Annotated in this window: 20 protein-coding genes; 7 read left to right on the forward strand and 13 right to left on the reverse strand. The window is 64.9% G+C overall.

Annotated elements, in window-relative coordinates:
• The first annotated feature begins 90 nt into the window (after positions 1 to 90).
• On the forward strand, positions 91 to 1,032 hold the full coding sequence (locus AC0L30_RS23840) for a DMT family transporter (RefSeq protein WP_473405323.1): 942 nt from the start codon (positions 91 to 93) through the stop codon (positions 1,030 to 1,032).
• Between the two features lie 93 nt (positions 1,033 to 1,125).
• On the forward strand, positions 1,126 to 1,839 hold the full coding sequence (gene radC / locus AC0L30_RS23845) for a RadC family protein (RefSeq protein ID WP_473405324.1): 714 nt from the start codon (positions 1,126 to 1,128) through the stop codon (positions 1,837 to 1,839).
• Here radC and AC0L30_RS23850 read toward each other — a convergent pair.
• Both AC0L30_RS23850 and AC0L30_RS23855 read right to left on the reverse strand, forming a co-directional pair.
• Positions 1,836 to 2,156 (reverse strand): glycine zipper domain-containing protein, encoded by a 321-nt coding sequence (locus tag AC0L30_RS23850; protein WP_007597793.1) that lies wholly within the window; start codon positions 2,154 to 2,156, stop codon positions 1,836 to 1,838. The genes radC and AC0L30_RS23850 overlap by 4 nt on opposite strands.
• 162 nt (positions 2,157 to 2,318) lie before the next feature.
• On the reverse strand, positions 2,319 to 2,693 hold the full coding sequence (locus AC0L30_RS23855) for a hypothetical protein (RefSeq protein ID WP_473405325.1): 375 nt from the start codon (positions 2,691 to 2,693) through the stop codon (positions 2,319 to 2,321).
• Between the two features lie 251 nt (positions 2,694 to 2,944).
• On the opposite strand from AC0L30_RS23855, the gene AC0L30_RS23860 reads away from it, so the two are divergent.
• Positions 2,945 to 4,333 (forward strand): peptidoglycan-binding protein, encoded by a 1,389-nt coding sequence (locus tag AC0L30_RS23860; RefSeq protein WP_007597795.1) that lies wholly within the window; start codon positions 2,945 to 2,947, stop codon positions 4,331 to 4,333.
• On the opposite strand, the gene AC0L30_RS23865 is transcribed toward AC0L30_RS23860, so the two are convergent.
• The 7 genes from AC0L30_RS23865 to AC0L30_RS23895 all read right to left on the reverse strand — a co-directional run bounded on the left by AC0L30_RS23865 (position 4,330) and on the right by AC0L30_RS23895 (position 10,530).
• Positions 4,330 to 5,607, reverse strand: a complete 1,278-nt coding sequence (locus AC0L30_RS23865; protein WP_473405326.1) for an RNA polymerase sigma factor — start codon at positions 5,605 to 5,607, stop codon at positions 4,330 to 4,332. The genes AC0L30_RS23860 and AC0L30_RS23865 overlap by 4 nt on opposite strands.
• Before the next feature lie 31 nt (positions 5,608 to 5,638).
• The gene (locus tag AC0L30_RS23870; RefSeq protein ID WP_007597797.1) at positions 5,639 to 6,046 is read right to left on the reverse strand and encodes a YciI family protein; all 408 of its coding nucleotides are present in this window, start codon (positions 6,044 to 6,046) and stop codon (positions 5,639 to 5,641) included.
• Between the two features lie 124 nt (positions 6,047 to 6,170).
• Complete coding sequence (locus AC0L30_RS23875) at positions 6,171 to 6,863, reverse strand: AprI/Inh family metalloprotease inhibitor (protein ID WP_473405327.1); 693 nt, start codon at positions 6,861 to 6,863, stop codon at positions 6,171 to 6,173.
• A complete protein-coding gene (locus tag AC0L30_RS23880) occupies positions 6,863 to 7,852 on the reverse strand; it encodes a 2-hydroxyacid dehydrogenase (RefSeq protein WP_354200106.1) in 990 nt (329 codons plus the stop codon). Before AC0L30_RS23880 ends, AC0L30_RS23875 begins: the two co-directional genes overlap by 1 nt.
• Positions 7,852 to 8,670 (reverse strand): ABC transporter permease, encoded by an 819-nt coding sequence (locus AC0L30_RS23885; RefSeq protein ID WP_007597800.1) that lies wholly within the window; start codon positions 8,668 to 8,670, stop codon positions 7,852 to 7,854. Before AC0L30_RS23885 ends, AC0L30_RS23880 begins: the two co-directional genes overlap by 1 nt.
• Positions 8,667 to 9,497: an ABC transporter ATP-binding protein gene (locus AC0L30_RS23890; RefSeq protein ID WP_007597804.1), complete on the reverse strand. Its 831-nt coding sequence runs from the start codon at positions 9,495 to 9,497 to the stop codon at positions 8,667 to 8,669. The genes AC0L30_RS23885 and AC0L30_RS23890 overlap by 4 nt, the downstream gene beginning before the upstream one ends.
• A 10-nt stretch (positions 9,498 to 9,507) precedes the next feature.
• Positions 9,508 to 10,530: an ABC transporter substrate-binding protein gene (locus AC0L30_RS23895; RefSeq protein WP_027565862.1), complete on the reverse strand. Its 1,023-nt coding sequence runs from the start codon at positions 10,528 to 10,530 to the stop codon at positions 9,508 to 9,510.
• Positions 10,531 to 10,668: 138 nt separating this feature from the next.
• Here AC0L30_RS23895 and AC0L30_RS23900 point away from each other — a divergent pair, with 138 nt between their 5' ends.
• The 3 genes from AC0L30_RS23900 to AC0L30_RS23910 all read left to right on the forward strand — a co-directional run bounded on the left by AC0L30_RS23900 (position 10,669) and on the right by AC0L30_RS23910 (position 14,257).
• A complete protein-coding gene (locus tag AC0L30_RS23900; RefSeq protein ID WP_473405328.1) occupies positions 10,669 to 11,475 on the forward strand; it encodes a creatininase family protein in 807 nt (268 codons plus the stop codon).
• Between the two features lie 139 nt (positions 11,476 to 11,614).
• Positions 11,615 to 11,878 (forward strand): hypothetical protein, encoded by a 264-nt coding sequence (locus AC0L30_RS23905; protein ID WP_007597808.1) that lies wholly within the window; start codon positions 11,615 to 11,617, stop codon positions 11,876 to 11,878.
• Positions 11,879 to 12,274: 396 nt separating this feature from the next.
• Positions 12,275 to 14,257 (forward strand): carbohydrate porin, encoded by a 1,983-nt coding sequence (locus AC0L30_RS23910; protein ID WP_035993773.1) that lies wholly within the window; start codon positions 12,275 to 12,277, stop codon positions 14,255 to 14,257.
• Positions 14,258 to 14,264: 7 nt separating this feature from the next.
• Here the strand turns inward: AC0L30_RS23910 and AC0L30_RS23915 are convergent, their stop codons facing one another.
• Both AC0L30_RS23915 and AC0L30_RS23920 read right to left on the reverse strand, forming a co-directional pair.
• Positions 14,265 to 14,996: a sulfite exporter TauE/SafE family protein gene (locus tag AC0L30_RS23915; protein WP_007597810.1), complete on the reverse strand. Its 732-nt coding sequence runs from the start codon at positions 14,994 to 14,996 to the stop codon at positions 14,265 to 14,267.
• Between the two features lie 117 nt (positions 14,997 to 15,113).
• Positions 15,114 to 17,189: a methyl-accepting chemotaxis protein gene (locus tag AC0L30_RS23920; protein WP_007597819.1), complete on the reverse strand. Its 2,076-nt coding sequence runs from the start codon at positions 17,187 to 17,189 to the stop codon at positions 15,114 to 15,116.
• Between the two features lie 241 nt (positions 17,190 to 17,430).
• On the opposite strand from AC0L30_RS23920, the gene AC0L30_RS23925 reads away from it, so the two are divergent.
• Positions 17,431 to 18,726 (forward strand): hemolysin family protein, encoded by a 1,296-nt coding sequence (locus AC0L30_RS23925; protein ID WP_007597821.1) that lies wholly within the window; start codon positions 17,431 to 17,433, stop codon positions 18,724 to 18,726.
• 180 nt (positions 18,727 to 18,906) lie between these two features.
• Here AC0L30_RS23925 and AC0L30_RS23930 read toward each other — a convergent pair whose 3' ends face one another.
• A complete protein-coding gene (locus tag AC0L30_RS23930; protein ID WP_007597823.1) occupies positions 18,907 to 19,149 on the reverse strand; it encodes a PilZ domain-containing protein in 243 nt (80 codons plus the stop codon).
• A 99-nt stretch (positions 19,150 to 19,248) separates the two neighbouring features.
• Positions 19,249 to 20,970 (reverse strand): FMN-binding glutamate synthase family protein, encoded by a 1,722-nt coding sequence (locus AC0L30_RS23935; protein ID WP_198288258.1) that lies wholly within the window; start codon positions 20,968 to 20,970, stop codon positions 19,249 to 19,251.
• Between the last annotated feature and the right edge of the window lie 299 nt (positions 20,971 to 21,269).

The following is a 21,269-nucleotide window of genomic DNA, read 5'->3' on the forward strand; positions in this document are numbered from 1 at the left end:
TCGGACTCGGTCGGGCGATGAGGTCCGAATCCAGCCAGCCTGCGCCGCCGCGCCGGATCATGGTCCCGGTCCATCCCGGAGCAGATTCGCATGAGCCCGCAGGCGCAACACACGACAGAACAAACCACTCTCGCGCTCGATATCGGGCTTCTGCTGCTGCTCTCGCTGATCTGGGGCAGCTCGTTCACGCTGATCAAGGTCGCGATCCCGACGATCCCGCCCTTCACGATGGTTGCCGCGCGTGTGACGATCGCGGCCATTCTCCTGATTGCGGTCGCTCGCGCGCAGGGACACGCCCTTCCCGGCCGTGGATCGGTATGGGCGGCTTTCTTCGTGCAAGGGCTGCTGCAAAGCGCCTTGCCGTTCACCCTGATCAGTTGGGGCGAGATGCATATCGCAAGCGGTCTTGCCGGCGTGCTCAATGCGACCCCGCCGATGTTCGTGCTCGCGATCGCGCTGATGACCCGGCTCGGGCGGCAGACCATGAGTAGCCGGAAGATCATCGGCGTCGCCCTCGGCCTTGCGGGCGTCGCGGTGACCATGGGTGCCGACGCGCTCTCAGGGATCGGCACGACGGCACCGCTGGCGCAGGCGGCCGTGCTGTGCGCGAGCCTCTGCTACGCGCTGGCACCGATATGGGGACAACGCTTCTCGGGCCTGCCCGCAATCGTCACCGCGGCCGGCGCCATGAGTTGCGCCGCAGCGCTGATGCTGCCCGCGGCCACCGCCATCGAACGGCCCTGGACCCTCCCGCCACCGCCCGCGAGCGCGATCGCAGCGGTCATCACGCTCGCGATTGTCTGTACGGCCCTTGCGATGGTGATCTACTTCCGCTTGATCCGCGTGCTCGGCCCGCTTGGCACGACCAGTGGGAGCTACCTGCGTGCGGGCTTTGCCGTGGCGCTCGGCACCGTATGGCTCGGCGAGCACTTCACCTGGTCCAGCCTTGCCGGCATGGCGCTCATTCTCGTCGGCGTCGTGGCGATTACGGTGTCCCCGCCGGCGCACAGCGCCAAGAAGCCGATAGGCTGAGCCACCATCTTCTGGGTCAGCTGTTGGGACCAGCGCGCCGCAGGCGCAATTGACGGTTGCAAAAACGGTTACCCGCGGCAATGCTGGCGGCCGATGCCGGCCAAGCCCGACCACGACAAGAGCAAGCCCGAAGACACGCCGCACTATCTCGGCCATCGCGAACGGCTGCGCGAGCGCTTCTACAGCGCGGGTGCGGACGCGCTCAGCGACTACGAGCTGCTGGAGATGGCGCTGTTTCCGGCGCTGCCGCGGCGTGACACCAAGCCGCTGGCGAAGTCGCTGATCAAGACCTTTGGCTCGTTTGCCGAGGTCGTGCACGCGCCGGTGGCGCGCCTGCGCGAGGTGGACGGCGTCGGCGAATCCGCGATCCACCAGCTCAAGCTGCTCGCGGCGGCGGCGCACCGCGTCGCCAAGGGCGGGGTCAACAGCCGCAACGCGCTGTCGTCCTGGAACGAGGTGATCGACTATTGCCGCACCAGCATGGCGTTTGCCGAGAAGGAGCAGTTTCGCCTGCTGTTCCTCGACAAGCGCAACCAGCTCATCGCCGACGAGGTGCAGCAGACCGGCACCGTCGATCACACCCCGGTCTATCCGCGCGAGGTGATCAAGCGCGCGTTGGAATTATCCGCGACCGCGCTGATCCTGGTGCACAACCACCCCTCAGGCGATCCCTCGCCCTCGCAGGCCGACATCCAGATGACCAAGGCGATCATCGACATCGCCAAGCCGCTCGGCATCGCCGTCCACGACCACATCATCGTGGGCAAGAGCGGGCATGCGAGTTTGCGCGGGATGCGGTTGATCTAGTAACAATATCGCGGATCGACCGGGACATAGGAGCCGTCCCGGCGCTGCATGTAGCAGCCGCGCTGATAGGCGTAATAGCCGGAGCGGCGGCGTTCGCCCTCGGAGGCGATCGCGGCGCCCGTGCCGGCACCGACGACAGCGCCGATGGCGGCTCCGCGGCCTCCGCCGATGGCGCCACCCACGATCGCTCCACCGACGCCGCCGAGGATGGCACCGCCAATTGCGTCCTGCGCCGCCGCCTCATGAGCCGGCATCGCGATTACGACCGCCAGACATGCCGCGATAGCGAAACTTCCAATGCGAAGACCTCGAAGCATGCTCGCCCTCCCCTGTGGTCAGACGAGTCATAGCGCCGCAACCGGATTCGGACCAGAAAAATCACCATGCCGGGACCCGGCACGTCTCGCGATGGCGTCGGAGGCTCGGCTCGAAGGCGGCTCAGGCCATGCCGCGTGCGCCGCGCGGCCGGATGCTTCATCTCATGCATCGACCCAGCGCTGCACGGCCTCGGCGGTGTCGGCCGGCGTGGTGTTGAAGCAGATCGCCGCATCCGGCGCCAGGCGGTGGACGAGGTTGAGCACCTTCTCGAACAGCAGCAGGCGCTCCTTCGGCTCGCGCAGCCCCGCGCCGATCACGATGCAGTCGAAATTCTCCTCGCGCAACGCCGCCGTGACGGCGGCTTCCGCCGCGGCATCGAGATCGATCAGGCAACTCGTGACCTCGTAACCGAGATCGCGCAGGCGCAGCAGCTGCGCATCGATATAGTTGCGCATGAGCTCCGGCGTGAGCTGCGGGAATGCGCTGTAGTCCGCATTGCCGGGTTCGATGCCGATCGCGAGGACGCGCGTGGTCATGCAGGGCTCCTTGCCGGACTGTCTCGCGTCGCTAACGGGGCAGCGGCCCTGCCGGTTCCCTCGCGGGCGGCCGCCCTGATCCCGGTCCTGCCGCTCATTTCCCGGCGAGGTTGTAACCCACTTCACACGCGGCGCCGCGGCGGCCTGCCAGACTTGCGGGAGATCACGCTGGCCTCACGCCCTGATCACGGCACCTGGTTCACTTCGTCTGACGCGGAGTTGCGATAGTTCATTCATTGTGGGAGCGGAAAATGATTTCATTCGAGAGTTTGAAAAGCGAATACGAGCGCAATTGGTCCAATCTCGAGATCCGGCCTTCGCGCCTGTCCGACGCGAATGCGGTCGCGCGCAAGGCCATCAACGGCAAGGCGACCTATCAGCAGATCGAACGGTTGACCGGCGTCCCCTGGCATTTCGCTGCCCTCTGCCATTACCGCGAGTCCAATTTCGATTTCGACACCTATCTCGGCAACGGCGAAACGCTTCATCGCGTGACGGCGCTCGTTCCGAAGGGGCGCGGTCCGTTTGCCACGTTCGTGGACGGCGCCGTAGACGCCTTCAGGATCGAGAATTTCGTCGGCGCTCACGACTGGGGGATCGCGCGGATTCTGTTCCGGCTCGAAGCGTTCAACGGCTTCGGCTATCACGCCAAGGGCTGCAATTCGCCCTATCTCTATGGCGGTTCGACGCTGTATGGCCCGCCCGAGGCAAGGGCCGGCAAATTCGTTCGCGATCACGTGTTCGATTCGAACCACGTCGATTCCCAGCTCGGCACCGCGGTAATCCTGCATGCCATGATGTCGCTGGATTCCTCGATCACCCTCGACGACAGCCCGCAATTCGCGAGCCGCGCGGAGCCGGAAGACGACGCGGCGTCGACGATCGTTCTCATGCAGCAGGCGCTCAACAAGCTCGGCGCCAATCCGCCGCTCGCCGAGGACGGCATCAGCGGACCGAAGACCAGAACCGCGGTCTCGCAATTTCAGCAGCAGAACGGCCTGAGAGATACCGGACTTCTCGACGGCGCCACGGTCGCCGCCCTCACGCGCGCGACGCAGTCGGCCCCCACCGGACCGACCGGCGATGTGTCCCGGATCATGAAGCGGCTCGAGGACCTCGCGCAATTGCTGCGGCCGCCGGTCGGCGGTGTGACGCCGGCAACGACTACATCGGGCAATACACTGCCCGCCACCAATGATCCGATCAGCCTGTTCGAACGGCTCTTCTCCCTCGTCAACAAGACAGCCCCCATGCCAGGCCCCCTCACCCCGACCAGCACCGCTCCCGTCGACCAGTTGAAGCAGGTCGTCGACCTGCTCGGCACCTTGCTCAACCGGGACGGCAAGCCTGTCCTCGGCCAGGTCAATGGCGCGCTCGGCGATACCATCGGCAAGATGCTCGACGGCAAGAAGACTGCGCTCGGCATCGGCGGCTCGCTTATCACGGCGCTGCTCTCGTCGGTGACGGCGAGCCCCAACGCGGGAGGCATAGCCGGGTTGCTCGGGACGCTCGTGTCGGCGGTGCCGGGCCTCGGCCAGTTCGCGATGCCGATCTCGCTGGCGCTCACGGCCTGGGGCATACTCGGCAAGATGGAGAAGTGGGCCCAAGGCACCGCGCCGCCGCCCAGGCCGACGACCTAGAGACACTGGTCGCGCAGCGCCGCGGCGCGACGCTGCATCAGCGCGCGCTCACGCCCATTGGTCGCAAGAGTAGCGGCAGCCTCGAACGCCAGCAGCGCCTCTGCGAGATGCCCGAGCTTTTGCAGGAAGTCGCCGCGAACCGCCGGCAGATGATGATAGGCCGTCAGCGCCGGCTCGACGGCGATTGCGTCCAGCACGTCGAGCCCGGCTTGCGGTCCCTCCGCCATGCCGACCGCGACCGCGCGATTGAGCTCGATGACTGGCGAGCGCACCAGAAGCGCCAACGCGGCATAGAGCTGCGCGATGCGCCGCCAGTCCGTGCCTGCAGCAGAATCCGCCGCCGTGGCATGACACGCCGCGATGGCGGCCTGAAGCGCGTAAAATCCTCCGGCGCCGCCGAGCTCGCAGGCACGTTCGAGCGACCGCAGGCCGTGACGGATCTGCAATTGATCCCAGAGCGTGCGATCCTGGTCCATCAGCAGAATGGGATCACCATTCGCATCGGTGCGCGCACGCGCACGCGAAGCATTCAGGTCCATCAGGGCGATGAGGCCGTGAACTTCCGGCTCGTCCGGCGCCAGACCGACGAGCACCCGGCCCATGCGCAACGCCTCGTCACAGAGCTGCGGCCGCAACCATTCCTCTCCCCGCGCCGCGAGATAGCCCTCGTTGAAGATCAGATAGACAACCTCCAGCACCGAGGCGAGACGCTCCGACAGAGCTTCGCCGCTCGGGGTCTCGTAGGCGAGGCCGGATTCCGACAGCGTTCGCTTGGCGCGGACGATGCGCTGCGAGATCGTTGCTTCCGGCACGAGGTAGGCGCGCGCAATCTCCGATGTGGTCAAGCCGCAGATCATGCGTAGCGCCAGCGCCGCGCGGGCTTCGCGCGACAGGATCGGATGACAGGCCGTGAAGATCAGCCGCAACAATTCGTCGCCGATGTCGTCGTCGAGCGCGGCATCGAAATCCGGCACGGTCGCCTGCTCCTGCAACATGTCCCGCGCCAGCATGTCGTGCTTCTCCGCGAGCATCTTGCCGCGGCGCAAATGATCAAGCGCGCGGCGCCTGGCAGCGGTCATGAGCCAGGCGCCGGGATTTTCGGGCACGCCGACGATGGGCCAGGATTCCAGAGCCGCAACCAGCGCGTCCTGGGTCAGCTCTTCCGCCAGCGGCACGTCGCGCAGCATCCGCGACAGCGTGGCTATCAGCCGCGGCTGCATGACGCGCCAAGTGGCGCGGATGACACGATCGATGTCGGTGTCGGCGGCCGTCATCGCCGCCGAAGGAGACGAGCGGAGTTGTCCATCAGGCGTGGGCGGCGACCCCTGCACGCGCGTTGACCTCACAGGCCACGTCCACGCCCGGCGTCGCGAATGCCCGCAATTCGCAGGTGCCTTCCCAGCCCGGCATGTGGTCGAGGTGCAACTGCATGAATTCCTTGGCCATCGCCAGGGCCTCGTCCTTGTCGCGCAATTCGAAAATGGCATAGCCGCCGATCACCTCCTTGGCCTCCACGAACGGGCCGTCGATGACGCTGAGCTCGCCGTCAGCGACATACACCCGCGCGCCGGTCGCAAGCGGCATCAGGCCGCCATTATCGAGCATCCGGCCGGCCTTGATCTCCCGTTCGGAAATCCTTTGCATCGCCTCCGCCAGCGCCGGGGACGGCCCTGCCAGGGGCTTCGGAGAAGTAACGATGTACATGAAGCGCATGCAAAACTCCTGTTGAGGCGAGACGCGGCCAGTTCGGCCGCGAAATCAGCTCGCTATTGGGATGACGATCCAGCCGGCGCCGGATCGACATCAGCAACGGGAAAATTGCGAGGCCGGGCGAACGCTACTGACGCAGCATGATCAGGGGCTCGGCGGTATCGGGGACGCGCCGCCATTGCGCGTTGTCGTCGGCCTCGAACTGCCAGGCCTCACCGGCCTTCGACAGCAGGATGATCTGGCCGCGGTCGAGCCGCCATTGCGTCGGGTTGAACTGCGCGATGGCTGGATCGCATTTCGGCTTGAGGAAGACCTGGAAATTGTCCGGCCCGGCTTCCGTGTTGGTCAGCGTCAGCCCGCAGACCGGCTGGCCGTTGCCGCGCACGATCGACCAGTCGCCGATCATCTGGTCCATCGACTTTGCCATCGAGCGGGCGGCGGCAAGGTCCTGCAGGATGTAGACGCCCTCGCCCTGCCGCAGGCCCTCGAAGATGCCGGCCTCGACCTCGGTGAAGTCGATCACGGCTTCACCACTCGAATCCTGCAAGCGGACGATGTCGAGACCCCTGACGCTCCAGGCGACGATGTCCTTGGTGAAAGGCAGCGCGGCCTTGCAGGCCGGCTCCAGCTCGAGCTTGAAGCCTTGAGCGGCGGCGTCCGCCTTGAGCGTGACGACGCAGGTCTTGCTGCGCTCAGTGGTCGAGAGCTCCCACTGCCCGGGCATCTCCTTCTTCAGGGTCGTCGTATCCTGCGCCTGCGCGATGCCGATCGCGGCAACGCATGCCGCGATCACAGATGCTAGGACCCGAAGACCTCCCATCAGCGTCCCCTAAACGGCGTTTCCGCAACCGGCGTCAATGGCGCCTTGCCTGAGAACCAGGACTTGAGATTGTCGACCACGAGCTGATCCATCGCGTTGCGCGTCACCACCGAGGCCGAGCCGATATGCGGCAGCAGCACGACGTTCTGCATGGTCTTGAGCTCGTCCGGCACGTTCGGCTCGGCCGCGAACACATCGAGGCCGGCGGCAAGAATGGTGCCGGACTTGAGCGCCTGGACCAGCGCCGGTTCGTCGATCACCGAGCCGCGCGCGACGTTGACCAGCACACCGCGCGGGCCGAGCGCCTTCAGCACCTCGGCGTTGATCATCTTGTTGGTGCTGGCGCCACCGGGCACGATCACCATCAGCGTGTCCACTGCCTTCGCCATGTCGATCAGGTCGGGGTAATGCTTGTAGGCGACGTCCTTGGACGGATTGCGGGTGTGATAGACCACCGGCACCAGCGAGGCATCGAGCCGCCGTGCGATCGCCTGTCCGATCCGGCCCATGCCGACGATGCCGACCTTGCGGTCGCGCAGCGAGCCGACGCTGAGCGGATAGTTCTGGGTCTGCCAGAGTCCGGAGCGCACATATCGGTCGGCCTTGATGAACTCACGCACGGTGGAGATCAGAAGGCCCATCGCGACGTCGGCGACCTCCTCGGTCAGCACGTCGGGCGTATTGGTGACGATGATGTTGTGCTCGGCGGCGTATTTGGCATCGACGTGGTCGTAGCCGACGCCGAAGCTCGCCACCATCTCGATCTTGGGCAATTGCGACAGCGAATTCTTGTCGGCGCGCACGGTGTGATAGGTCACCGCCACGCCGCGGATCTTTTCGCGGATTGCCGGCGTCAGCCGCTCGAGATCCCCCCACGTCTCCGCCTTGTGCACGACGAAATGATCGGAAAACCCGTTCTCGAGGATCGGCCGGACCGGCCCATAAATCAGGAGGTCGATCTTTTCGGACGAAATCGAACCGGTGGTCATCAGTTGTCCTTTCCAAGCGCGCTCTCGTGCCAGCGCCGTAAAACGAGGTGGGAAACTAGCGCCAGCACCCCATAGATGACAATCCCGGCCAGCGACAACAGCAGCAGCGCTGCGAACATGCGGGGTATGTTCAAGCGGTAGCCGGATTCTGCGATCCTGTAGGCGAGCCCGGAGCCGGCCCCGGCCGTTCCCGCCGCGATCTCGGCCACGACCGCGCCGATCAGCGACAGGCCGCCGGCAATGCGCAGGCCGCCGAGAATATAAGGCAGCGCCGCCGGCAGCTTGAGAAAGCGCAGGGTCTGCTGCGGCGAGGCGCCATAGAGCTGGAACAGGCCCGCGAGGTTGCGATCGACCGAATTGAGCCCGAGCGTGGTGTTCGACAGCACCGGGAAAAAGGCGACGATGAAGGCGCAGACCACGACCGCGGTCTGCTGCTCCAGATAGATCAGCAGCAGCGGCGCGATCGCGATGACAGGCGTGACCTGAAGCACCACGGCATAGGGGAACAGCGATGCTTCCACCCATTTGGACTGGTTGAACAGCAGCGCCAGCGCGATGCCGCCGATACTGGCCGCGACAAAACCTTCAAGCGTGGTCAGCAGCGTCGCGGCGAGCGATTGTGACAGCACCGACCAATCCTTGATCAGTGTCACGAATATGACGGAGGGCGCCGGCAGCACGTAAGGCGGGATGTCCTTGATGCGGACCACGAGCTCCCAGGCGAGAAGTCCCGCCGCGAACACGATGACCGGCAGCACGAAGCGCACCGCGCGTTTTGCGCCGGACGGCTTCGCAGTGACGGAAGCTTGCGCGTTCATAGCGTCGACTGCCCCGCATAGGACGGCGCCAGCGCCGCCGACACTTTCCGGCAATAATCGGAATAGGCGACTGAAGTGCGAAACTCCTCGCCACGCGGCTCGACCGTCTCGATGCGGAAGTCGGCCTGGATGCGGCCCGGCCGCGCCGTCATGACCACCACGCGCTGCGACAGATAGACGGATTCGAACACCGAATGCGTGACGAAGATGACGGTCTTGCCGAGCCTGCGCCACAGCGCGAGCAGATCGTCGTTGAGGCGGAAGCGCGTGATTTCGTCGAGCGCCGCGAACGGCTCGTCCATCAGGAGGATATCAGGGTCGGTGACGAGCGCGCGCGCCAGCGACACCCGCATCTTCATGCCGCCGGAGAGCTCGCGCGGAAAGGCGTCGGCGAAATCGGCAAGCCCGACGCTTGCCAGCGCCTCGTCGGCACGCGCGCGCGCTTCCGCCTTCGGAACGCCTGCGAGCTTCAGCGGCAATCGCACGTTCTCGCGCACGCTGGTCCAGGGCATCAGGGTCGGTTCCTGAAACACGAAGCCGATGCCATGACCTGGTTGAACAAGACTTGGCTGCACCTTGCCCTCGCGACGCGCCAGCCTCACGATTCCGGACGACGGCGCGCTGAGCTCGGCAATCAACCGCAGCGCGGTGGATTTGCCGCAGCCTGAGGGGCCCAGCAGCGAGATGAACTCGCCCTTGCGCACCGCAAGATCGAGCGGGCCGAGCGCCAGCACGCCGTTGTCATAGGTCTTCGTCACGCCGCGCAGGCTGACAGCCAGGGCCGTCAGGCCGGCCTCGACCCCCGCCGACGTTTGGACTGATGACATCGGCCTTGCGCTACGGCTTGCTCGGGCGCAGCTCGGCGCCGACGCCCTTGTTGACGAAGCGCAGCGTATAGGATTTGCGGAAATCGAGGTCTGCCTTTACCACGCCCGCCTTCACCATCTTGTTGAAGAAGGAGGTGTAGCGCTCGTCGCTCATCGCGCCGATGCCGTTCTTCAGCGAATCGCCGGAATCAACGATGCCGTATTCCTTCATCTTGGCGACGGAATAGGCGAGCAGCTCGTCGGTCATTTCCGGATTGAGCTTCTTGATCATGGCGTTGCCCGCGGAATTGTCGCGGTAGATGTAATTGTACCAACCGACCATGGAGGCATCGACGAAGCGCTGCACCAGGTCGGGCTTCTTCTCGACCACGTCGCGGCGGCTCTCGATCAGGGTCGAATAGGTGTTGAAGCCGTAATCGGCGAGCAGCAACACGTTGGGCTTGAAGCCGGCGGCCTTCTCGACCGCGAAGGGCTCGGAGGTGACGTAGCCTTGCATCGCGCTCTTGGGATTGGCGATGAAGGGCTGCGGATTGAAATTATAGGGGCGAACGTTCTTCTCGCTGAAACCGTATTCGGATTTGAGCCACTGGAAATAGCTGGTCATGCCCTCCTTGGAGACGAACAGCGTCAGCGGCTTGAGATCCTCGATCTTGGCGACCTTGGCATCGGGCTGCGTCAGCATCACCTGCGGATCCTTCTGGAAGACCGCGGCGATCGTGACGACCGGGACGTTGTTGGCGACCGCGTCGAACGACATCAGCGTGTTCGCTGCCATGAAGAAATCGATCTTGCCGGCGATCAGCAGCATCCGGTTGTTCTCGTTGGGCCCGCCGGGGACGATGGTGACGTCCAGCCCATATTTCTTGTAGGTGCCGTCTGCGACCGCCTGGAAGAAGCCGCCATGCTCGGCCTCGGCGACCCAATTGGTGCCGAACATGACCTTGTCCAGGGTTTCGGCGCGCGCCGGAACGACCGAGACCAAAGCGGCCATCAGGCCCGCCGTTAAGGCTCGCCGCAGATGAGAAGGGCTCATGATGGGACTCCGTCGATCGCTTCTAGCCGATGTCCAAGCAACGCGATAAAACCGCAAGACATTCAGGGACGCGAGCCGACCTGGCCCGCGTCCCCTGATAACCCAAATTACGTGACAAATTCGGGCAAAGAAACCTTGATGACGCCTTCCCGCGACTGGACCGAGATCCGCTGGGCCGATGCCAGCCCCGCCGAGGTGTCGCGCTGGATCGCAGTGCTGCCGCTGGCGGCGACCGAGCAGCACGGCCCGCATCTGCCGCTCGAGACTGACGTGCTGATCGCCGACGCCTATCTGGCGCGGGTGCGCGAGCTCCTGCCCGGGAGCGCTCCGGCCAGTTTCCTGCCCGTTGAACCGATCGGGATTTCCACCGAGCATATCGACTATCCGGGCACGCAGACGCTGCCGACCGACATCGCGTTGAAAAAATGGAACGCGATCGGCGAAGACGTCGCGCGCCGCGGATTGAAGAAGCTCGTCATCATCACCAGCCATGGCGGCAACAGCGCGGCCATGATGCTGATCGCGCAAGATCTTCGCGCGCATCAGAAGCTGTTCGTGGTGACCACGTCGTGGTCGCGGCTGTCGGGCGCGGACCAGCTGTTCCCGGCCGACGAAGTACGGCACGGCATCCACGGCGGTGCAGTCGAGACCTCAATCATGCTGGCCCGCTATCCCGATCAGGTGCGCATGGATGCGATCGCGGATTTTCCCGCGAGCAGCATCGCGATGGAGCAACAATATCGCTGGCTGTCGACGCAGCGACCCGCACCGTTCGCCTGGCAGGCCCAGGATCTCAACCCAAGTGGCGCTATCGGCAATGCGACGCTAGCCGTCGCCGCGAAAGGCGAGCGGCTGATCGACCAGGGCGCCCGCGCTTTTTGCGAGCTGCTTGCCGAGGTTGATAACTTCGACGTGAACAGGCTCGCCAAAGGCCCTCTCGGTTAGCGCCTATCCTCCTGGAAACATTCGGGAAAGAGCCAGACTCGACCTCCGCTTTTGCCGGTTTCGAACCGGACGCGCGGAGCCTCCGTCCAACTCGGTACGCGGGCCACAACGGACCGCCTCAACCCGGATGGAGTTTCACATGTCGATCAAGACCAAGATTTTTGCAGTTGCCCTCACCGCGCTCACCCTGACTGGCAGCGTCGTCGCCACCACCTCGCAGGCGCAAGCCAAGCCGCTCGGCTGGGGCGTCGGCGTCGGCCTGGGCATCGCTACCGCCGCCGTCGTCGGCTCCGCGATCGCCGCCAGCAACGACCCCTATTACAACGGCTATCACCGCTGCGGCTGGGCCGCCCAGTACAACGCCTTTGGCCAGTACGTTGGCCGCGTTCGTACCTGCTTCTGATTTGAGTGCCTGAGGCCGATCTCACGTGGATCCTGCGTCCGACACGGGCGCCTCATCCACCCCGTGTCGTGCCCCCGACCCCGCCCGGATGTCCCCCCGGGCGGGGTCAACCGTTTTAGCGCCTCGGGAAGTTGTTGCAGTCCCGTCACACAGCGGTGCGAACCATCCCCTGCGGCAATCTGCACTAGTTGCTATTGCGAATTAATCGCAATAACGTTCGCAACAGGTTCAGGGGCTTGGGAAGAAGTCGCGCCGGATCGAGATCATCTCGTTCGCTCGCGGAGCACCTAATCCTGATGACAGGGTCGCCGCGAATCGGCAGGGATAGTGCGGCGAGTGGACACACTCGCTTTGGGGGCGTGCGTTTTGACGTTGAGGGGTCACCGTTACAGGTATTTGCGGACGGCCGCGGCGATTGCCTCGGGCGTCTTGGCTTTGCCCGCCAGCAGCCGCGCGGCTGATCTGCCGCTGAAGGCACCGGCGCTGAAGGCCGTCTATGACTGGACCGGCCTCTATATCGGCGCGCATGCCGGCTACAGCCTCGGCTCGTCGCGCTTTGCGCTGAACGACGGCACCGGGATCAACGACAGCGGCGTCTTCAGCGGCATGATCGGCGGCGTGCAGGCCGGCTACAATTACCGGCTCAATTCCGGCTGGCTGGTCGGCGTCGAAGGCGATTTTTCGTTTCCGAACTACATCACCTCCAACTCGATCGTTTCCTTTCTGGCGACACCCGCCAACACCGTCACGCAGCAATGGGACTACACCGCGAGCCTGCGCGGCCGCGTCGGCTACACCAGCGGTCCCTGGCTGGTCTACGCCACCGGCGGCTTTGCATGGATGGGCGAGCGCTATTTCGACACGCCGGCCACAGGCGAAGCAGTCCCGAAAATCCTGAACACGCGGCCCGGCTGGATCGCGGGTGCCGGCATCGAATACGGTTTCGCACCGCATTGGAGCGCACGGGTCGAATATCTCTACAGCCGCTTCGACGGCGCCAATGTCGCCTTCTCCACCGGCGCACAGTACAATTCGTCATCGCTCGACTTCCAGTCGGTCCGGCTCGGCCTCAACCGAAAGGTCGATTGGCCGGGCATGCCGAGCTACAATCCCAAGAGTTCGGGGATTGGCTCGCTGATCGACACGGAATCGGATCGCTGGGAGATCCACGGCCAGAGCACGTATCTGCCGCAAGGCTACCCCTCGTTCCCCGCCCTCTACACCGGGCCGAATTCGCTCTCGCCATCACGGCAGGCCAAGGCGACCTGGAGCAACAGCCTGTTCCTGAACGCAAAGCTGTGGGACGGCGGCGAGGTCTATTACAATCCCGAACTGCTGCAGGGATTTGGATTGAACGACACCGTCGGTGCCGCCGGCTTCCCGAATGGCGAAGCGCAGAAGTCGAACTTTCCCTATCCGCATTACAACACCTCGCGCCTGTTCGTGCGCCAGACGTTCGGCTTTGGCGGCGAGCAGGAAGAGCTCGCGAGCGGCCAGTTGCAGCTCGGGCAGAAGGTCGATGTTTCCAGGCTCACGGTGCAGGCCGGCAAATTCCCGGTGATCGACGTGTTCGATGGCAACGCCTACGCCAAGGACACCCGCAAGGACTTCATGAACTGGTCGCTGTGGGCGCCAGGCGCCTTCGACTATTCCGCCGACAAGGTTGGCCTCACCTACGGCGTCACCGCCGAGCTGAACCAGAAGCAGTGGGCGTTGCGCGGCGGCTACTTCCTGATGGTCGCCGAGTCCAATTCGAATCATTTCGACACCAGGGTCGGCGAGCGCGGCCAGTACGTGCTCGAGCTCGAAACGCGCTTCTCGCTGCTTGGCCAGCCCGGCAAGCTCAGGACCATAGGCTGGCTCGACAGCGCCAACATGGGCAGCTTCCGCGAGACGCTGAACAATCCTGCGCTCAACCTCGACATCGCGCAGACCCGGCGCGGCCGTCTGAAGTATGGCTACGTGCTCAACCTCGAGCAGGCGATCACCGAGGATGTCGGTCTGTTCGGGCGTTGGAGCTGGAACGACGGCAAGACCGAGACGCTGGCCTTCACCGACATTCACCGCAGCCTGTCCGCGGGATTGTCGATCAAGGGCACGAAATGGGGCCGACCCGATGACGTGATCGGCGTCGGTGGCGCCATCAATGCCATCTCGCAGGATTATCGCGACTTCCTGGCCGCCGGCGGCCTCGGTGTTCTCATCGGCGATGGCGCGCTCAACTATCGCCGCGAGCGCATCCTCGAAACCTATTACGCCTACGCGCTGAACAAGAGTCTCACCCTCACCGCCGACTACCAGCTGATCGTCAACCCCGCCTACAATGCTGATCGCGGCCCGGTGTCGGTATTCTCGGGACGGCTGCACGGCGAGTTCTGAGCGCTGCTCAGAACAACAGCGCGACGCCCGAGACGAACAGCAGCGCAAGCACGATCTTGCGGAACGTGGCCTCGTCGATGCGGCCGAACAGTTTCAGCCCGAGCCACGTTCCCGCAAAGAGAAACGGCAGACCGAGCGCGAACAGCTTTGCGGTCTCGAACGTCAGCGCTCCCTTGGCACCCAGGAAGAGTGCCGCCGTGGCGAACACCACGACGGCGACGGGCTGGAACGTGGCGCGCTGGACGTCCTTGGGCAGACCGCGCAGATTGCACCAGATGGTGACGATGATGCCGGCAAGGCCAGTCAGCCCGCCGAGCAGGCCGTTGACGAAACCAATGGTCATGTCGGCGGCCGGCGGCACGATGGTCGCGACCTTGAGCTTTGGCCTGAAGAACGCATAGAGGCTGTAGACGATCAGGATCGCTCCAAGTGCGATGCGGACGGTCTTGGGATCGGCCGAAGTCAGGAGTGACACGCCGACCGGCACGCCCACGACGGCACCGATCATAAAGGGCCATAGCCGGCGCCAGTCGAGCGCGCTGCGCAGCTTCCAGACCGAGTAGCCCTGCACCAGGAGGCCGAAGCCGACGATCAGGCTGGCGCTCTGAAGCGGCGTCAGCACGTAAAGCCACAGCGATGCCGCAACGAGGCCGAAGGCAAAGCCGGAGAGGCCGGCGACGAACGCGCCGGCGAAGGTGGCCAACAGAAAAAGCGGTAGTTCGACTGCGATCCCGTCCATTGCTCGCTCCAAACGTCAGCGAGCAGCGCTTGCGTGGGATCACCACTTCACGGGGAGGCTGCGACATCCCCGGTGGTGCGAGCCTAGGTGAAGCCGCTTCCCTCCACAATGACCTTCTTAGGCGGCCCGGATCGCGTCCAGGAACTTCCCGACTTCGACCTTGAGGCGGCTGCTCTCGCCGGACAGCGACTTCGCTGACGCAAGCACGGTGGAGGAGGCCGATCCGGTCTGGCTCGCGCCGCGCTGCACGTCGACGATGCTGGCGGAGACCTGCTGGGTGCCGCGTGCCGCCTGCTGCACGTTGCGGGAAATCTCCCGCGTCGCCGCGCCCTGCTCCTCGACCGCGGAAGCGATCGCCGATGCGATCTCGGACATGCGGGTGATGGTGTCGCTGATCGACTTGATGGCGCCGACCGAATCTTCCGTCGCGCTCTGGATTCCCGTGATCTGCTGGCTGATCTCGCCGGTGGCCTTGGCGGTCTGCTCGGCCAGCGCCTTGACCTCGGAGGCGACCACGGCGAAGCCGCGCCCGGCCTCGCCGGCGCGCGCGGCCTCGATCGTTGCATTGAGCGCCAGAAGATTGGTCTGGCCCGCGATCTGGCTGATGAGCTCGACCACGTCGCCGATCCGGCCGGCCGCCTTGGCGAGCTCGCCGACATAGTCGTTGGTCCGCGCGGCCTGCTGCACCGCTTCGCTGGCCACGCGCGCGGAGTCCTGGACCTGCCGGCTGATCTCGTCGACCGAGGACGCCATTTCCTCCGCAGCCGCGGCGACGGTCTGCACGTTGCTGGAGGCCTGCTCGGAGGCGGCCGCGACCGTCGCGGTGACCTTTTCCGATTGATCGGCGGTGCTCGTCAGCGTTCCCGCCGACACTTCCAGCTCCGACGATGCCGACGACACCGTGTTGATGACGTCGCCGATCAACGCTTCGAAATCGCGCGCGATCTGGTCCATGCGCTGGCTGCGCCGGAGTTTTGCCTCGGCTTCGACCGCGGCGGCCTCGTCGGCGGCCTTCTTGGCGGAGAGCGAGTCCTTGAAGTGCTGGAGCGAGCCCGCCACCTGGCTGATCTCGTCATTGCGGCCGGTCACGGGAATCTCGACCTCGTGCTGTCCGGCGGCAAGCGTTGCGATCACGTCCGCGAGCCGGCTCAGCGGCGTCACCACGCGCCGGCGCAGCATCATGGTCACGCCACCGAGCGTCCCCAGCAGAGCCAGCACCGCCACGCCCGCGAGCGCGAACATCGCCAGCGCGCCGTCGCGCGCGGCCGAGGCACGCTCGGCCGCTTCGGCCAGCGCAGCATCGCGCACGCCGTAGAACATCTGGATGGCGGGTACGATGACATTGGCCAGCTCTTCGGCGTTGATGCCGTACTTGCCGTCGCCACGTGCCGCAGGCATCTCCTTGTCCACGACGAGCGCTGCTTTTCCGAAATATGAATCCGTCGCCGCTTTCAGCGCGGTGGCGATGCGGGGCGGACTTCCGAGCTGGTCGATGCCGGCCGCGATGCGCTCGCGGTCGGCATCGACGCGCCCCTGCATACGATCCATCAGCGAGAATTCGGTCGACGTGAGCGGGCGGCGTGCGCTCAGCGCCGGCGACAGCGTGGCGGCGCGGCTGCCGGCCGAGACGCGCAGGTCCTGCGCCGTTCGCGCCAGGCTCAACAGCGCCGCAAGCGAGGAATCGGCATTGATGACCTTGGCTTCGAGCCCGTTCATGATGGGCTCGATATTGCCGATGACCTCGGCAACGCCCGGAAGGAAGCCTTTGATCACAGCGCTGTCGCGTGTCGCCAGCGGCACGCTCATCGCGCGATCTGCCCCCGTGATGATGTCCTTGAGCCGCCGCGCGGTACGGTCCAGGTTTTCGATCATCGCGCCGGAATCATCCAGCACCATGATGGCGCGCCTTGCCCCCCCGAATGCGGCATCGACTGCTTTCGCGGCCTTCGCGGCGGCTTCGATCTGGACCTGCGTCGCAGCGTTCTCTTGGAAGATCGGGGAAATGTAGGGGGCACGAAGGCTAGCAATCTGCTGACTGACCATCAGGGTCGCACCAAAGGCGTCGACCGTCTTGATCGCGTCGGAGCGGTTCGCGAAGATACGCGCCTGGGGTATCAGCACCTCGGCGCCGAGGATGACTGCAAACACCGTCACCGTCAGCATCGACAGCGCAAAGAGCTTCCCGATCCGCATCTGATCCCCCGAATACATTCCTGCAAATGCCGAAAACTTAGCCGGTTGCCGCTAAGAGCCCGTTAAGCAACGGCATGCCCGTAGTTCCGCGGGGTCTTGGGCTTCGAGTGCCTTCCGGACGGTGTCGCCGAAGTTCCCTGGCGATGCCGGATGCGACAGAATCGTCGGCATTTCTCTCTCGAATACCTATATCAAGGCCTGTGCCGCCATCCGCGCCACACTCCCTTACCTCGGAACATCAATGCTTTCCGCCGAACTCGCCATCGTCGTCGTCCTGATCGTCATCAACGGCTTGCTGTCCATGTCCGAGCTGGCCGTGGTCTCGTCACGCCCGGCCCGGCTGTCGATGCTCGCCGCAAAGGGCGTCCGCGGCGCCGAGCGGGCGCTGACGCTCGCGGCCGATCCCGGCAAATTCCTCTCGACGGTGCAGATCGGGATCACGCTAGTCGGCGTCCTCTCCGGCGCGTTCTCGGGCGCGACGCTCGGACAGCGGCTGACGCAATGGCTGCTCGAGCTCGGCCTGTCCGCAGGAATTGCCGACATCGTCGGAGTGGGCCTGGTCGTCACGCTCATCACCTACGCCACCCTGATCGTCGGCGAGCTGGTGCCGAAGCAGGTGGCGCTGCGCGACCCCGAGAGCATCGCGGTCAGGGTTGCACCCGCGATGCACGTGCTTGCGAAGGTCTCGCTGCCGCTGGTCTTCCTGCTCGATCTCTCCGGCAAGCTGATCCTCACGCTGCTCGGCCACGGCGGCAAGTCCGAAGAGAAGGTGTCGGAAGACGAGATCCATCATCTCGTCAGCGAGGCCGAAAGCGCGGGCGTGCTCGAGTCAGGTGAAAAGGAGATGATCGCGGGCGTGATGCGGCTCGGCGACCGGCCGGTCGGCGCGATCATGACGCCGCGCACCGAGGTCAACGAGATCGACCTGAACGATACGCCGGAGAGCATTCAAGCGACCATCGCCAAGAGTCCGCATTCGCGCTTTCCCGTCTCCGACGGCGACCGCGACAAGCCGATCGGCGTGCTCCAGGCCAAGGACCTGCTGGTCGCCTTCATGAACGAGCGCACGCCGGATTTGCGCGTGCTGGTTCGGGAGGCGCCCGGCATTCCCGCCTCGGCCGATGCCCGCGACGTGCTGGCGATCCTCAAGGCTGCGCCGGTGCATGTCGGCCTCGTCTACGACGAATACGGCGCCTTCGAAGGCATCGTGACGACGGCTGACATTCTGGAATCGATCGTCGGCGCCTTCCATTCCGAGGAAGGCCCGCCGGAACCGGCCTATGTCAAGCGCGCGGACGATTCGCTGCTGGTCTCGGGCTGGATGCCGGTCGACGAGTTCGGCGAACTGCTCGGCATCGAACTGCCGCCACACCGCTACAACACCGTCGCCGGCCTCGTGCTGCAACAATTCAACGTGCTGCCTGATGTCGGCGACGCCTTCGACTTCGGCGGCTGGCACATCGAGGTGGTCGATCTCGACGGACGGAGGATCGACAAGATTCTCGCAAGCCGGCTGGGTGAAGTAGAGACGGGATGAGCGCGCGCTCGCGATACTCTCAACACGTCGTCCCGGCGAAAGCCGGGACCCATAACCACACAATTGAGTTTGGCGAAGATTGAGAGTTGCGCGGTGCTGCCGTCTGCGCACTATCGATAAATCACGCGGTATGGGTCCCGGCCTTCGCCGGGACGACAGTGGAATTTGTTGCGCTGGCCCTCACCCGAACCTCACCCCGATCCGCTTTTCCTTGCGCCAGATCACGGTGCAGGCGAGATGTGTTCCGTCGGCCTGGACGAACAGGCTGAAATGGTCGGGGATGCCGACGGGACTGCTGACGTCGAGCGCGGCGCCGGTATCGGACAGGTTGCGGATGGTGCAGTCGATCGCGCCGCCGCCGCCGAACTCGATCGTTCCGGCCTTCAGCACGCGATGCCTTGCCTTGTCGCGCCGCTCATCCATGGCGACAATCTACACCCAAAGTTGAACCAAACGTTAAACGCAGCCCTCGTTGCGATGCTTTTGCGCGCGGGGCCTGCGGCCTTGCAAGTGGACCGGCGCCTACAGCGCCGGCTGGAACGTCTCTGTCCGCGCCATACGCCAGGCGTCGCGGAAGCGCGGGTCTTCGGTGCCTTCGAGCAGTTCGCCCGGACGCAGCGACGGATAAAGCTGCGCGAACGATTTCACGTCCGTCGTCGAGGTGCGCTGCGAGAAATGGATCGGGCGCAGCTGCTGCGGATGTTCGAGACCGGCCGCGGCGATCAGCTCGGTCAGCGAGTGCAGCGTCGCAAGGTGGTAATTGTGCACGCGGTCGATCTTGAGCGGCACATAGAGCGCACGCGCACGCGTCGGGTCCTGCGTCGCGACGCCGGTCGGGCAACGGTCGGTGTGGCAGCTCAGCGACTGGATGCAGCCGAGCGAGAACATGAAGCCGCGCGCCGAATTGCAGTAGTCCGCGCCGATCGACATGGCACGTGCCATGTCGAACGCGGTGGCGATCTTGCCGGAGGCGCCGATCTTGATGCGGTCGCGTGCGTTGATGCCTATCAGAGCGTTGTGGACGAAATTGACGCCCTCCCGCATCGGCATGCCCAAATGGTCCATGAACTCGAGCGGCGCGGCGCCGGTGCCGCCCTCGTTGCCGTCGACCACGATGAAGTCAGGATAGATGCCGGTCTCTATCATTGCCTTGCAGATCGCCAAAAATTCCCAGGGATGGCCGATGCACAGCTTGAAGCCGGTCGGCTTGCCGCCGGCGAGCTTTCGCATCTCGCCGATGAACTGCATCATGCCGACAGGTGTCGAGAAGGCGCGATGCGAGGCCGGCGAGATACAATCCTCACCCATCGCGACGCCGCGGATCTTGGAAATCTCCTCCGAGACTTTCGCCGCCGGCAGCACGCCGCCATGACCGGGCTTGGCGCCCTGGCTGATCTTGAGCTCGACCATCTTGATCTGGTCCTGGCTCGCGACGCGCGCGAAGGCTTCGGGATCGAAGGCGCCGTCGAGATGGCGGCAGCCGAAATAGCCCGAACCGATCTCCCAGATGATGTCGCCGCCCATCTCCGCGTGATAGGGGCTGAAGCCGCCCTCGCCGGTGTCGTGCGCGAAGCCGCCCTTCTTGGCGCCGGCATTCAGCGCGCGCACGGCGTTCGGGCTGAGCGCGCCAAAACTCATCGCGGAGATGTTGAACACCGAAGCCGAATACGGCTTGGCGCAATCCGGTCCGCCGATGGTGACGCGGAATTTCTCCTCGGCATGCGTCTTCGGCGAGACCGAGTGATGCATCCACTCATAACCCTCGCGGTAGACGTCCTCCTGGGTGCCGAACGGACGCTTGTCGAGCTGCATCTTGGCGCGCTGATAGACCACCGCACGAATGTCGCGCGAGAACGGCATGCCGTCCTTCTCGCTCTCGAAGAAATACTGCCGCATCTCCGGGCGAATTTCTTCGAGCAGGAAGCGGATATGCGCCGAGATCGGGTAGTTGCGCAGAACGGCGTGGCCCTTCTGCATGAGGTCACGGACGCCCAGCAGCGTCAACGCGCCGAAGATCAGAATCGGGATCAGCAGGATGTCGAAGATCTTGCGGTCGGCGATGCCGATGCCGATCAGCAGCGCGGTGACCACCGCGCAGATCGTCAGGACGATGAAGCGCGGGGAGAATGGCAGCAGCAGGGTTTCCATGATCCCCTCTTCCACCAGCGGCAGCCGTTTGGCGGATACGTTGGCCGATAAGTGAGGCGATTCCTGCGTCTTATTCTCGTCGGCCACGATTCCCATCCTCTCGCCAGCATGAGGCGGTACGATACGCCCGCGCCTGTCATACGGATATGACGCGGCGGTTGTTTCAGGCTAGCGAATTCGGCGGGGACAAATCAATCAGCCCGATGGGCGGGCTGCTGCGGTGCAGCAGAGCCCGGAATGGATGGCCATTAACCGGTCACGGCGCTTTACCCAGGCAAGCGGGGGGGGGGGGGGGGGGGCGGCCCCCCCCCGGGGGGGGGCCCCGGCCCCCCCGCGGGGGGGGAGGGAAAAAAAGACGGGGAGGTTAGGGGCGACGCCCACAAACGAGCACGCCG

The sequence above is a fragment of the Bradyrhizobium sp. MI1.11 genome, from assembly GCF_055811255.1.